Source organism: Butyrivibrio sp. Su6 (assembly GCF_900108105.1).
Classification (GTDB): domain Bacteria; phylum Bacillota; class Clostridia; order Lachnospirales; family Lachnospiraceae; genus Butyrivibrio.
This window is the reverse complement of the sequence record NZ_FNUR01000016.1, coordinates 54,591-67,376: the sequence shown is the minus strand read 5'-3', so window position 1 is coordinate 67,376 and position 12,786 is coordinate 54,591. Positions and strand designations below refer to the sequence as shown.

The 12,786-nt window shown below is 39.8% G+C and carries 15 protein-coding genes; 1 reads left to right on the top strand and 14 read right to left on the bottom strand.

Translation table 11 applies throughout. From position 1 onward, the window contains the following. Nucleotides 1-28: 28 nt before the first annotated feature. The 4 genes from rpsK to C4S54_RS14655 form a co-directional block, all read right to left on the bottom strand. On the bottom strand, nt 29-439 hold the full coding sequence (gene rpsK, locus C4S54_RS14670) for a 30S ribosomal protein S11 (RefSeq protein ID WP_022772964.1): 411 nt from the start codon (nt 437-439) through the stop codon (nt 29-31). 100 nt (nt 440-539) lie between these two features. Next, complete coding sequence (gene rpsM, locus C4S54_RS14665) at nt 540-908, bottom strand: 30S ribosomal protein S13 (protein ID WP_026663745.1); 369 nt, start codon at nt 906-908, stop codon at nt 540-542. A gap of 190 nt (nt 909-1,098) precedes the next feature. Further along, complete coding sequence (gene rpmJ, locus C4S54_RS14660; RefSeq protein WP_013280022.1) at nt 1,099-1,212, bottom strand: 50S ribosomal protein L36; 114 nt, start codon at nt 1,210-1,212, stop codon at nt 1,099-1,101. A gap of 185 nt (nt 1,213-1,397) precedes the next feature. Next, nucleotides 1,398-2,780 carry a uracil-xanthine permease family protein gene (locus C4S54_RS14655; protein WP_103870164.1) on the bottom strand — a complete coding sequence of 461 codons (1,383 nt, stop codon included), beginning with the start codon at nt 2,778-2,780 and terminating at the stop codon, nt 1,398-1,400. A gap of 193 nt (nt 2,781-2,973) precedes the next feature. On the opposite strand from C4S54_RS14655, the gene mgrA reads away from it, so the two are divergent. Beyond that, nucleotides 2,974-3,963, top strand: a complete 990-nt coding sequence (gene mgrA / locus C4S54_RS14650) for an L-glyceraldehyde 3-phosphate reductase (protein WP_103870163.1) — start codon at nt 2,974-2,976, stop codon at nt 3,961-3,963. Between the two features lie 29 nt (nt 3,964-3,992). Here mgrA and C4S54_RS14645 read toward each other — a convergent pair whose 3' ends face one another. The 10 genes from C4S54_RS14645 to C4S54_RS14600 form a co-directional block, all read right to left on the bottom strand. Beyond that, nucleotides 3,993-5,009, bottom strand: coding sequence for a TRAP transporter substrate-binding protein (locus tag C4S54_RS14645; RefSeq protein WP_103870162.1), 1,017 nt, complete (start codon nt 5,007-5,009; stop codon nt 3,993-3,995). Then, nucleotides 5,006-5,791 (bottom strand): response regulator transcription factor, encoded by a 786-nt coding sequence (locus tag C4S54_RS14640; RefSeq protein ID WP_103870161.1) that lies wholly within the window; start codon nt 5,789-5,791, stop codon nt 5,006-5,008. Before C4S54_RS14640 ends, C4S54_RS14645 begins: the two co-directional genes overlap by 4 nt. After that, entirely contained in the window at nt 5,784-7,304 is a 1,521-nt protein-coding gene (locus C4S54_RS14635) for a sensor histidine kinase (protein WP_103870160.1), read from the bottom strand. The genes C4S54_RS14640 and C4S54_RS14635 overlap by 8 nt, the downstream gene beginning before the upstream one ends. Before the next feature lie 78 nt (nt 7,305-7,382). Beyond that, complete coding sequence (locus C4S54_RS14630; RefSeq protein WP_103870159.1) at nt 7,383-7,853, bottom strand: YcxB family protein; 471 nt, start codon at nt 7,851-7,853, stop codon at nt 7,383-7,385. Between the two features lie 21 nt (nt 7,854-7,874). Next, nucleotides 7,875-9,170 carry a TRAP transporter large permease gene (locus C4S54_RS14625; RefSeq protein ID WP_103870158.1) on the bottom strand — a complete coding sequence of 432 codons (1,296 nt, stop codon included), beginning with the start codon at nt 9,168-9,170 and terminating at the stop codon, nt 7,875-7,877. Next, nucleotides 9,170-9,694, bottom strand: coding sequence for a TRAP transporter small permease (locus C4S54_RS14620; protein ID WP_022772952.1), 525 nt, complete (start codon nt 9,692-9,694; stop codon nt 9,170-9,172). Before C4S54_RS14620 ends, C4S54_RS14625 begins: the two co-directional genes overlap by 1 nt. An 18-nt stretch (nt 9,695-9,712) precedes the next feature. Next, complete coding sequence (locus tag C4S54_RS14615) at nt 9,713-10,798, bottom strand: TRAP transporter substrate-binding protein (protein ID WP_103870157.1); 1,086 nt, start codon at nt 10,796-10,798, stop codon at nt 9,713-9,715. Nucleotides 10,799-11,115: 317 nt separating this feature from the next. Beyond that, entirely contained in the window at nt 11,116-11,334 is a 219-nt protein-coding gene (gene infA, locus C4S54_RS14610; protein WP_013280019.1) for a translation initiation factor IF-1, read from the bottom strand. Nucleotides 11,335-11,357: 23 nt separating this feature from the next. Next, nucleotides 11,358-12,116 (bottom strand): type I methionyl aminopeptidase, encoded by a 759-nt coding sequence (gene map, locus C4S54_RS14605; protein WP_103870156.1) that lies wholly within the window; start codon nt 12,114-12,116, stop codon nt 11,358-11,360. After that, a complete protein-coding gene (locus C4S54_RS14600) occupies nt 12,109-12,753 on the bottom strand; it encodes an adenylate kinase (RefSeq protein ID WP_022772948.1) in 645 nt (214 codons plus the stop codon). The genes map and C4S54_RS14600 overlap by 8 nt, the downstream gene beginning before the upstream one ends. Nucleotides 12,754-12,786 lie beyond the last annotated feature (33 nt).

Genomic DNA, 12,786 nt, shown 5'->3' with positions numbered 1-12,786 from the left:
CTGCTTATAATCGTGATAAAATCACCGATTATACTCTACGACGCTTAGGTGGGCGGCATCCGTTATGTGGTACAGGTGTTACGTCTGTGATAGATGTAACTGTAAGACCGCTTGCAGCAAGAGCTCTGATAGCAGCTTCTCTTCCTGATCCTGGTCCCTTAACGAATACATCAACAGTCTTAAGGCCATGTACAAGTGCAGCCTTAGTTGCTGTCTCTGCAGCTACCTGTGCAGCATAAGGAGTAGATTTCCTTGAACCCTTAAATCCCAGACCGCCGGCACTTGCCCAGCTAAGAGCGTTTCCTGCAGCATCTGTCAATGTAACGATTGTGTTATTGAAAGATGACTGGATATGTGCCTGTCCGTGTTCAACGTTTTTCTTGACACGCTTTTTTGCAGCTGCCTTCTTTGCAGCTGTAGCTGATTTCTGATTTGCCATTTTAAACTAACCTACTTTCTTCCTATAAATACTAGTTATAATGTTACTTATGAATTCGCCATGCACAAATTCAACTGGTCCCAATAGCCTCTGGAAAGAATTACTTCTTCTTATTAGCGATTGTTCTCTTTGGTCCTTTTCTTGTTCTTGCATTTGTCTTAGTTCTCTGACCACGGCAAGGAAGTCCTCTTCTGTGACGCATTCCTCTGAAACATCCGATCTCAGTGAGTCTCTTGATGTTCATAGCAACTTCTCTTCTAAGGTCACCCTCTACTTCGTAGTCGTTACCGATGATCTCGGCAATTCTCTTTACTTCTTCGTCTGTAAGATCGCGAACACGTGTGTCCGGATTTACTTTTGCTGCTTCAAGAATCTTGTTTGAGCTTGTTCTACCGATACCGTAGATATATGTCAAACCGATCTCTACTCGCTTATCTCTAGGTAAATCTACACCTGCAATACGAGCCATTTTAATTCCTCCATTTAACAAATAAATAATAGTTTAATGAGAAGCTTTTCTCCTCTTGCTCCGGACTTTTTTGCCAGAGCTGTTACTTGTTTGATTGGGGCATCTAACGCCCAATCGGACAGTACTTAATCCGATCTTTCCAATACTCAATTCATTATTGGTATCAAAAAGTAATCCGAAACGGCTCGAATTAACCCTGTCTCTGTTTGTGCTTAGGGTTGTCACAGATTACTCTGATAACGCCCTTTCTCTTAATAACCTTGCACTTTTCGCACATAGGCTTAACAGAAGACCTAACTTTCATTGTTTCTCCTTTCCTGCATGGTAACAGAATAATGCCTGAAAAAGGGCACAAATACCCCTTTTCCTAAAAAGACCATTTAACATCATAGCATATATCAAATCAATAATCAACAGGTTTTTACAAAAAAAATACCAGGATTTCGATAAAAATTTTTACCGAAATCCTGGTATGATATTACACGCTTATCAGCCTGCTTCTTCGTGATTATTGAAGCTTACGCCCCTATTGATGTCGCCCTTATGATTAACACCGAAGTCATAATCATTTCCAGGTAATACTGCATTGAGCACGATTCCAAGAAGAGCTGCTATAGCAAGAGATGTAAGAGTTACAGGAGTATTTCCGATTGTAAATGTGATACCATCAGAGAATCCAAGTCCTGATACAAGGATAACTGCTGCAACGATCAGATTTCTTGATTTTGTGAAATCAACCTTGTTTTCTACTACATTTCTGACACCGATTGCTGAGATCATTCCATATAATATGAAGCTGATACCACCGATGATAGCTGTTGGCATTGTGCCAATAATGTCTGAGATCTTAGGAATGAAGCTTACTACGATAGCATATACAGCTGCGATTTCAACAACCTTTGGATCATATACCTTAGAGAGCTCAAGAACACCGGTGTTCTCTCCATAAGTTGTATTGGCTGGGCCTCCGAAAAGTCCTGCAACTGCTGTTGCAAGTCCATCTCCAAAGAGTGTTCTGTGAAGACCGGGATCTTCGATAAAGTTTTTGTCTGTTGTAGCTGAAATAGCTGAGATATCACCAACGTGCTCCATCATTGTTGCAATTGCTATAGGAGCCATAACAAGAATCGCTGTAAGATCGAATTTTGCGAACTGGAAAGGAGGAAGTCCAACCCAGCTAGCTGCTGCAACAGGTGCAAAATCAAGGATTGCACTGCCGTCTGCATTTGTGAAGCCAATTGCATTCATTATAAGAGCAACACAGTAAGAAATAACTACTCCCATAAGGATAGGAATGATCTTGAACATTCCTTTGCCCCAGATATTAAAGATAATAACTACTGAAAGTGCAACAAGTGCAAGGAACCAGTTTGCTGAAGCATTAGAAACAGCAGATGGTGCAAGTGAAAGTCCGATACAGATAATAATAGGTCCTGTTACTACAGGAGGAAGGAAATGCATAACCTTCTTTACTCCTACAAGCTTTATTACTACTGCAAGGATAAGATAAAGAAGTCCTGCAACAACAATACCACCGCAAGCATAAGGAAGTTTTTCTCCATATGTCATATCAGCGTACTTACCGGAATTTAAATTAGCTACGGTAGCAAAGCCACCAAGGAATGCGAATGATGATCCCAGAAATGCGGGAACCTTGAATTTAGAAAAAAGATGAAAAAGAAGTGTACCAATACCTGCAAAGAAAAGTGTAACCTGAACTGAAAGTCCTTCCCCATTAAAATAACCATTAACTAAAATTGGAACTAAGATCGTCGCCCCAAACATTGCAAACATATGCTGCAATCCCAAGAGCGCCATTTTGGGTTTCCCCAGAGTCGTGGCATCATAGATAGCCTGTCGTTTTTCTCCCATTTTTCTCCTCCGTTTTATTAACCTGAAAGGTTGTTTTTTACCAAAGTGAATTATAGCATGATGTCACCTTATGTGCATTAATTTTTCACTAAAAAATATGATTGTTTTTTAACAGAAATCACGCTTTTTTTCTGTGCTTTTTTCCTAAAAAAGTATTAAACTAAAACAAAGTTTTTTATTCAGGGAGGGTTATATGTACACTGCAAATACTGCTCGTTACGAAGAAATGACATACAACCGTTGTGGAAAAAGCGGTCTGAAGCTTCCTGCCGTATCTCTTGGGCTATGGCACAACTTCGGCGATAACTCCGATTACAACAACATGGTAGACATGTGCAAGACTGCATTTGACAACGGCATCACACATTTTGATCTTGCCAATAACTATGGTCCGGCAGATGGAGCCGCCGAACTTAACTTTGGTAAGATACTTAAAGAGAACTTTAAATCCTACAGAGATGAGATGATCATTTCAACAAAGGCTGGCTATTACATGTGGCCCGGCCCATATGGTGACTGGGGCAGCCGCAAGTATCTTATTGCAAGCCTCGATCAGTCTCTTAAAAGAATGGGACTTGAATATGTAGATATTTTTTACCATCACAGAATGGATCCTGAGACGCCTCTGGAAGAGACAATGGAGGCTCTTGCCCAGATTGTAAGAAGCGGCAAGGCTCTTTATGTTGGTATTTCCAATTATGACGGTCCTACTCTTGAAAGAGCTCACGCCATATTAAAAGAGCTTCATGTTCCATTTATCATCAATCAGAACCGCTACAACATTTTTGACAGAACAATAGAGAAAAATGGTCTGAAGGAAAAGTCTAAGGAGGTTGGAACAGGAATTATATGCTTCTCTCCTCTTGCACAGGGTCTTTTAACAGACAGATATCTGAATGGTATTCCTGAGGACAGCCGAATCCGCACTGACGGCCGTTTCCTTAAAGAGGGTCAGCTTACAGAAGAAAAACTCGCCAATATTAAGGCTTTAAATGAAATTGCCAAAAGGCGTGGTCAGACACTGGCCGAAATGGCGCTTGCGTGGAACCTTAAGGACGACTATATAACTTCAGTAATCATCGGCGCATCCAGATCTTCTCAGATTCTTGATAACATAAAAGCTATCGAGAATACTACATTTACAGAAGATGAGTTAAAAGAAATAGATAAGTATTCCATATAATTCAAAAAGGGAGGCACAAACCTCCCTTTTTAGTATTCCATTATTCTCTTAATGATATCCATCTGCTCTCCGCCATATTTTTCATACACTGAAGAAACAGCTTCCCTAAATCTTAATTTTTCTTTTGCCGAAAGCTCTATTACGGTGACCCCTCTCTTTTCAGCAACTTCCCTCGACGACTTTTCTCTTTCCTGCCAAAGCTGTCTTTCATAAATTGCTGATTCTTTTGCACAGTCACGAATTATCTCTCTGTCATTTTCATCCAGCTTATCCCAGATAACCTTTGAACATATCTGTAATTCAGGCACTCTTGTATGTTCATCGATTGTATAGTACCTTGCCACATCATAGTGTTTCATCGCCTCAAATGATGGCCAGTTGTTTTCTGCACAGTCCACTATCTTCTGTTCAAATGCCGAATACACATCAGAATACACTATCTTTACAGGATTGCCGCCAAGAGCTGAAACCATGTCAGCCATCATATCTGACTCCTGCACTCTTACATTCATACCCTGAAGATCTTCAAGTTTTCTTATCGGAGTTGTGCTGTAAAAATTTCTTGCCCCAGCGTCATACCAGGATAGTCCAACAATTTCCTGTTCCTCAATACAGTTAAGGAACTCATCCCCGATACCTCCTTCCAGGACTCTCCACATATGTTGCGAGTCGCTATACAAATAAGGAAGCTGCAGAGCATTAAGCGCCGGAGCAAACTCAGCAAGCTGCGACAGGGACACTCTTGCAAATGCAATTCCTCCAAACTTCATTTGCTCAATAACCTGCATCTCACTTCCAAGCTCAGCGTCATACTTAACCAGTATTTTGATGCGTCCATCCGTCTGTTCATACACAAGATCAGCAAACTTCCGGGCCCCCAGGGTAGTGGGATAATCCTCGGTCTGATTTTCCGCATACAAAAGAACAAACTCCGGCTCTTTATTCATATGATCACTGCTAAGCATAAGCAATAGCCTTAAGCCTGCAACAGCAGCTATGATTCCCAAAACAGACAGCACTAGGCCATATATCCATCTCTTTGTCATTGTTCCAAAGCTCCGCTCCTATACTCGCTTGGTGTCATTCCCACCATTCGTTTAAATATCCTGGTAAAATAATTAGGATCTCTAAATCCCGCTTTATATCCGACATCTTTTATATTAATCCCTGGATCAGCCAAAAGATCTTTTGCCCGGGCCATTCTGAACTCATTCAGGTACGTAATGAAATTCTTGCCAAAATTTTGCTTGAAAAGTTTGCAAAAATAAACGTCGGAATAATTTAAGTATCCTGCAATATCCTGAAGAGCGATATCTTCCATGTAATGGCTTTCTATGTACCCTGTAATATCCCTGATGAGAGTATTGCTATGTATATCATCTTCGCTATAGTCCAAGGAAGGCTCTGATCCTGAATCCTTTTGAGAACGGTCAGCTTTGGGGGCTTTGCTGTTACTATCGCAAATTCTGAAGGCCTCTTCCAATATATTGATCAGTTCCTCATCAGAACCGGGTTTTAAAAGATAATCCAAGGCCCTTACTTCAATAGCTCTTTTGGCATAACTAAATTCATCAAATGCCGTGAGAAAGATAATGCTGCAGTCTTTATCAAGGTTTCTGATCTGCGTTGCCGCTTCAAGTCCGTTCATTCCAGGCATCTCAATGTCAAGAACAGCTATATTGCACATATTCTCGGTATATTTTTTCACAGCCTCAATTCCATTCTCAGCCACAAAGACTTCAACCAGATTCGGGAAAAAAGCTTTTATCTTTTTATTTATCACCTGTCGTTCAATTGGTTCATCGTCTGCCACTAATATTCTATACATTGCTATCCACCTGCATCTGTGGGTCTAAGAAAGGTATGTCAATGAAGATCACTGTTCCCTCTCCTTCTTTACTGGTAATTTCGAAATTTCCGTCGCTATACATCGCTCTGATGCGCTTACATATATTACCAAGTCCTATTCCCACTGTTTTTTCAAGATTCTTATTAAGCGTCTGATCATAAAGCTGCTTTTTTATATTCCACAGAGTTATCTCATCCATGCCAACTCCGGTATCTTCAACATTTATATGCAGCCTTCCACCTACATGCCGTATCTTTATGGTCACTTTTCCTCCCTCCACTTTCTTGGATATGCCATGAATAATTGCATTTTCCAAAAGAGGCTGAAAGGTGAAAGTGGGCACTATAACTGCATTTTCATCCACCTCTGAGTCAATTTCAAATTGAACTCTCTCACCAAATCTCATTTTCTGAAGATACATATAATCTTTTGAAATCTTTAGTTCCTGCGAAAGCAAAGTTTCTTTTGCCTGAGTCTTTAGATTATATCTAAACAATGAGCTTAAAGCTTCTATCATCTGCTCTGTGGTAGGCGCATCCTCCAGATTCGCGGTTCCCGCTATAGCATTGAGTGTATTAAAAAGAAAATGCGGGTTTATCTGGCTCTTCAAAAGCTCAAGGTTCATTGTCTCAAGCTGCTTTTCAATCTTTAGATTTTCCATTTCCTGCTCATGAAGCTGATCAAGCGCTACTCTCTTGTCTTCCAATGCCTTTATATACTCGCCTGTAGCAAATTTCATTTTGTTAAAAGCAGTGACGAGCTCGCCAATCTCATCCTGGCTGCTGACTTCAATGTCATCAATAAAAAAATCATTTGCGGCAATTTTACGTGAAGCGTTTGCAAGAGTCAGCACAGGAGTGGTAATTGACGCGTTCATGATCTTTGAGATTTCAAATATTATAAAAAATACCACGATGCCGATAGCTGAAACCAAAAATGGGACACTTATGATGACGGGCATGAGCTTTTGGTAATTGGCATTGCCTTCCTTCATTGTCACGTCAACAAAATGCTGCGCATACTGAAGCAGATACTTTTGCATTCCATATACCCTGTAAAGATCTGCTATCAGAACGTTTCCATCCTGAAAATCCTCTATAACCTTATCTCTTTCCACGCTATATTCGCCATAAGCAGTCTTAAAGGAAAACATCAGCGCATAGCGCTCTTGCCCAAGTCGCCCATAATCAAGTGGGACTTTATTCAGAGTTTTCGCGCTTTCATTAACACTCTCTATCCATTCTGTTTTATTAGAAGGATCTGCACTGTGTACGTACATATCAAATGTGTCTATTTCCTTATTAAGAGCGCTTATTACCTCACCGCTTTTGGAATTATCCTCCATAATGTCATTGAAATCCATCATAAAGAGCTTAATGATCCAGACATCAAAAAGAAGAATTGCTAAAGTAGCAAAAAATACGCTGCCTGTAAAAACTTTTATTTTGTTTATGATCTTGAGATTTTTCCAGAATTGTCTAATTTTATTCATAAATGGGTAAAAATAAAGAGGCTTCGTTATAGTTATTGTAATAATTATAGCGCCGCCTCTTTAAAAAAACTATTCAAACTAAGCTGTTATTTTTGAGCAAAGGTAATTGAAAAATAAGTCTTTTTCTTTGCCCAAGACTCTGTCAGTAATCATATATCCATGTCTGTCATCTGACATTACAATGATCATATTATTTCTTTTTATGGCATTTGATATATTTTTCCACTTAATACTCTCAAATCTGCCGCCGGTTTCCACCAAAACGCCCTTATCATTAAATGTCAGTACCATGTCTTTGGGCAGATTTTCAAGCTGCTTTGCGCTCATACCATATGTTGCAAGAGGCTGGATCACAGGAAAAAGAATGCATCCAAAAATCATGAGACTTCTTATAAATCCTGAAGAAGCGCCCCAGAATCTGATAGTCAAAAGAATCATCGCAACCGTAAACACAAGGTTTATTATGCCAACAAATGACTTGTAGGTACGGCGCATAGCCATTTTCCATATGTCTGCAGTTTTAACATCACAAGTATATCTATACTCCATAAAAAGCCTTTCAAATAACGATCATTTCATAAGCAGATTCGGCAGGAACATACTGATCTCTGGAATAAAGGTAAGCAGTAAAAGAACCACTATCATACATAGATAGAATGGCAATGTAGCCTTTACAACTTTTTCCATCTTTACCTTGCCAACCGCAGATCCTATGAAAAGAACTGCTCCAACAGGTGGTGTCAGAAGTCCAATACCGCAGTTTAATATGATCATTATGCCGAACTGTATCGGATTAATTCCAATTGATGTAGCAATAGGTAAAAGAATAGGTGTTGCGATCAAAATGATCGGTGCCATATCCATGATACATCCAAGTACCAACAGAATTAAGTTCAATAAAAGCGCGATCAGTATTGGATTTCTTGTAAGTCCTATGATTGCATTAGCTGCAAGATCAGGTACGTGAAGGGTTGTAAGGCAATAACCAAAAATGCTTGATGTTGAAATAAGGATAAGAACTATTGAAAGTGTATCAACGCACTGCTCAAGAGTTTTCCATACTCCCTTAAGATCAAGCCCCCTATAGATAAATACACTGACTATAAGGCTGTAGATTACTGCAACAGCTGCAGACTCTGTAGCTGTGAAAAGACCTCCAACAACACCGACTACAACGATAACTACTGCGGCAAGGGCCCAGAAAGATATTCCGAGCTGTTTTCCAAATTTCTTTATGCTAAATGCTTCTCCTTTTGGATAGTGACGTCTTTTAGAAATAATGTAAGAGCCTATCATAAGTGAAGCTGCAAGAAGTGCTCCGGGAATGTAACCTGCCAAAAACAGGCTTCCTACGGAGACTCCACCTGCGCTCATCGCATAAATGACCATATTATGACTGGGAGGAACCAGCAAACCTTCGCAAGATGAAGTAATTGTTACCGCAGTTGAAAAGTCATCGTCATATCCCTGATCAACCATCATAGGGATCAAAATACTTCCAAGGGAGGCAGTATCTGCAGCTGCAGAACCCGAAATACCTCCAAAGAAATAGGAAGCAACTATGTTTACCATGGCCATACCACCGGTCATCCAGCCTACACAGGCATCGGCCAAAGCAATCAGCTTTTCAGAAATTCCTCCGCTTCCCATGATGCAGCCCATAGTTATAAAGAACGGAACTGCCATGAGCGAAAAAGAACTTATTCCTTTTACCATCTGCTGACAAACAGTTGTAAGAGGAAGTCCCTGATACAAAAGGCAAAGGATTGAGGATAATGCTACTGCATACGCTATCTGGAATCTCAAAAAGATCATGACCAGAAAGCTAATTAGCAATATAGCAATTGCTGTAGAATTAGCAGTCATCAGTTTTTCTCCTCCTTTACAAAAAATCCCTTGATGTGGTTGTAAATTGCTTCAAGTTCAAAAATGATCATTGCAAGACCAGCCACAGGAATTGGAAAATACATCCAAAATCTTGATAACTTAGGAAGAGAAACATATACGCCCTTACTTCCAATTGTAGAAGCATACTGCCATCCAACTATAAGCATTACAAAAGCCAAAAACATGATGCATACATCTGATAACAAATCCAGTATTTTAATGAGTTTGGTTGGAAGATATCTGTCAAGGGCTGTCATTCTGATATGAGCGCCCCTCCTGATGGCAAGGGCTGCAGATAAAACTGCCATATATGCCATCAGTGTAAGAACGATTTCTTCTGTCCAGGATGGATCCGGGATAAAAGGAATATATCTGCCAAAAACGCTCATACTTGTGATAATGATGTCTGCCACAAGAAGAATCTTACATATCACAAGCATAATCTTGTATGTCACATCATATAAAGGCTTAATACTATCAACTGTTTTAAAAAAAGATTCCATATTTCCCCTTTATATTTATTACTTCATATCAACTAACTTCTGGTAATAATCTTCAAGACCTTTAATGTTTTCCTCAATTACAGGCTTAACTGCTTCCTGCCAAGGTGTGATATCTTCAACCTCAATGATTGTAACTCCATCAGCCTTAAGTTCTTCTAATACAGCATTCTCTTTTTCCTCTGAAATTGAGCGGTTGTACTCAGAAGCAGCCTTACCTGCATCAACAAGAACCTGCTGCTGTTCAGCAGAAAGCTTATTCCAAGCTTCATCTGTGATGATTACCTGAATAGCACCAAGAGTGTGTCCATCAAGGATCATATAAGGAGCGACTTCAGGGAAAGCATTAGACTTGTAGTTTGCGATTGGCTGTTCAGCGCCATCTACAACTCCTGTCTGAAGTGCTGAATAAAGCTCACCAAAGCTTACTACTGTAGGAGATGCTCCAAGCCCTTCTACAAGACCATTCATGATAGGGTCATTTGAAACACGAAGTTTCATTCCCTTGAATGAATTGATATCTTTTATTTCATTAACTGTAAAGAAATGACGGAATCCTTCTTCTCCGTAGAAAAGACCTCTTACACCGCTACCGTTCTCTGAAGGCTCCTGAAGGAATTCCTGTGCAAGGTCTGATGTAGCAAAATTCCAGAAATGATCACGGCTTGTAAAGATATAAGGAAGTGAAAGAAGCATTGACTTCTGTCCGCCATAGCTTGTAAGAGCGAAAGCTGAAATTCTGGACATATCAATTGTTCCGCCACCGCCAAGCATTGTGTCAAGAACATCGTTCTCTGAACCAAGAACACCACTAGCCTGAAGATCAATAATGATTGATCCGTTAGATCTAGCTTCTACTTCTTCTTTAAACTTCTGATCTGTCATACCTACTATGGTATCAAGAGGGTTTACCTCTGCCATAACAAGTGTGATAGCATCTGCAGCAGGTGTAACTGCTTCAGGTGCCTTAGTCTGCTCAGCTGCAGTTTCTTCTTTCTGCTCAGCTACTGGTTCTGCAGCAGGTGCTTCTGGTGCTGTTACTCCACATGCAACAATAGAAAGTCCCATTGCCAGTGCCATAAAAACTGATACAACTCTTTTTTTCATTTGTGTAACCTCCCGTTTTCTTGAAAATCAACTAAAAAAATGACATTGTCTTCTCGACAATGCCATTATATGTTACCGCGGGAGGCAGTAAAATCGGACATTATTATCATTGACTAGCATATTTTTAACACGAGGATAACCTCACATACAAACATTGCAACTATAAATGCCTTTGCTATTAAACTTACCATATTGTTATCCTCCTTTCATGAGTGATTTTTGTTTTCTGATTATTTATACGAAGGAGAAAAACAAGTGGCAAAAAAGGCAAAAAAATAAAAAAATCCGTGGCACATTTGCCACGGACAATTTCAAAATTATTTGTCTCTCCAAATAATTCTTCCTTTTGTAAGGTCATATGGTGAAAGTTCAAGAGTTACCTTATCACCAGGTAAGATTCTGATGAAGTTCTGACGAAGCTTTCCACTGATATGAGCAAGAACAACATGACCATTCTCAAGCTCAACCTGGAACATTGTGTTAGGAAGCTTCTCAATAACCTTTCCTTCAATTTCAATTACATCAGCCTTAGACATTTCTTTCCTCCTATCCTTTACTATCAAATAATAGTTAATATCTCTGGTTCGCCATCTGTTATAGCGATAGTGTTTTCATAATGTGCAGCCAGGGAACCGTCTACAGTTACCACTGTCCAATCATCATCAAGCCATCCAACATATCTCTCCCCCATGGTTATCATAGGTTCAACACATATTGTCATGCCTTTCTTTAGTTTTACCCCGGGCAACAACTTTTTATAATTAGGTACCATTGGTTCTTCATGAAGGCTAGTACCAATTCCATGACCTGTAAGCTCTCTTACTATACCATATCCATATGGTTTTATATAGTCATCAATTGCTCTTGATATTTCATGCAGCCTATGTCCGGCTTTGGCCTTTTTTATCCCTTCAAAGAAGCTCTCTCTTGTAACATCAATAAGTTTTTGTGCTTCATCACTTATCTTACCAACGCCCCATGTTCTGGCAGCATCAGAATGATACCCTTTATATATAAGTCCTGTATCAAAGGTAACAATGTCACCCTCCTGCAGGATCCTATCAGCACTAGGAATTCCATGAACAACTTCATCATTCACAGAAATACACACGGAAGCCGGAAAACCTTCGTAGTTTTTGCAATTAGGTATTCCACCAAGAGAACGGATAGTATCTTCTCCAATCTGATCAAGTTCCAATGTAGAAATTCCGGGTTTAAGCGCAGCATGAAGTGCCTCATGCACTTTTGCAAGTCTCTGTCCGGACTGCCTCATAAGCTCAATTTCTTCATCAGTCTTAATTGTAATAACTTTACGCATTCAAAATACCTACGATATTGCTAAATACTTCCTGCATATCCTTTGTACCGTCAACAGTCTTAAGAATATTCTTCTTATCATAGTAATCGATAAGCGGCTGAGTCTGCTCATGGTAAACTGACAATCTGTTCTGTACTGTTTCAGGCTTGTCGTCTTCTCTCTGAACTAACTCACTTCCACATTTATCACATATTCCTTCTTTCTTTGGTGGGATATGCTCAATATGATAAGTTGCACCGCACTTAAGGCAAGCTCTTCTGCCTGACATTCTGCGAACAATGTTCTCATCAGGAACATCTACGTTAATGGCAAAATCAACTTTATCACCAAGCTTTGTAAGCTCACTGTCAAGTACATCTGCCTGAGGAATTGTACGTGGAAAACCATCAAGTACATATCCATTCTTGCAATCATCATTTGCTACTCTGTCAAGAAGGAGCTGAACTGTAAGTTCATCAGGAACAAGCTGTCCCTTATCCATAAATTCTTTTGCCTTCTTACCAAGTTCTGTTCCATTTTTAATATTTGCCCTAAAGATGTCACCGGTTGAGATGTGTGGAATATTGAACTTATCCGCGATCATCTGAGCCTGTGTGCCTTTTCCTGCGCCTGGTGCGCCCAACATTATTATCTTCATACCATGACCCTCTTTTTATGTTAAATGATATCA

Excerpts from the sequence above, each read along its gene's own strand:
- rpsK (WP_022772964.1), bottom strand. The coding sequence starts at position 439 with ATGGCAAATCAGAAATCAGCTACAGCTGCAAAGAAGGCAGCTGCAAAA.
- rpsM (WP_026663745.1), bottom strand. The coding sequence starts at position 908 with ATGGCTCGTATTGCAGGTGTAGATTTACCTAGAGATAAGCGAGTAGAG.
- rpmJ (WP_013280022.1), bottom strand. The coding sequence starts at position 1,212 with ATGAAAGTTAGGTCTTCTGTTAAGCCTATGTGCGAAAAGTGCAAGGTT.
- C4S54_RS14655 (WP_103870164.1), bottom strand. The coding sequence starts at position 2,780 with ATGGGAGAAAAACGACAGGCTATCTATGATGCCACGACTCTGGGGAAA.
- mgrA (WP_103870163.1), top strand. The coding sequence starts at position 2,974 with ATGTACACTGCAAATACTGCTCGTTACGAAGAAATGACATACAACCGT.
- C4S54_RS14645 (WP_103870162.1), bottom strand. The coding sequence starts at position 5,009 with ATGACAAAGAGATGGATATATGGCCTAGTGCTGTCTGTTTTGGGAATC.
- C4S54_RS14640 (WP_103870161.1), bottom strand. The coding sequence starts at position 5,791 with ATGTATAGAATATTAGTGGCAGACGATGAACCAATTGAACGACAGGTG.
- C4S54_RS14635 (WP_103870160.1), bottom strand. The coding sequence starts at position 7,304 with ATGAATAAAATTAGACAATTCTGGAAAAATCTCAAGATCATAAACAAA.
- C4S54_RS14630 (WP_103870159.1), bottom strand. The coding sequence starts at position 7,853 with ATGGAGTATAGATATACTTGTGATGTTAAAACTGCAGACATATGGAAA.
- C4S54_RS14625 (WP_103870158.1), bottom strand. The coding sequence starts at position 9,170 with ATGACTGCTAATTCTACAGCAATTGCTATATTGCTAATTAGCTTTCTG.
- C4S54_RS14620 (WP_022772952.1), bottom strand. The coding sequence starts at position 9,694 with ATGGAATCTTTTTTTAAAACAGTTGATAGTATTAAGCCTTTATATGAT.
- C4S54_RS14615 (WP_103870157.1), bottom strand. The coding sequence starts at position 10,798 with ATGAAAAAAAGAGTTGTATCAGTTTTTATGGCACTGGCAATGGGACTT.
- infA (WP_013280019.1), bottom strand. The coding sequence starts at position 11,334 with ATGTCTAAGGCTGATGTAATTGAAATTGAAGGAAAGGTTATTGAGAAG.
- map (WP_103870156.1), bottom strand. The coding sequence starts at position 12,116 with ATGCGTAAAGTTATTACAATTAAGACTGATGAAGAAATTGAGCTTATG.
- C4S54_RS14600 (WP_022772948.1), bottom strand. The coding sequence starts at position 12,753 with ATGAAGATAATAATGTTGGGCGCACCAGGCGCAGGAAAAGGCACACAG.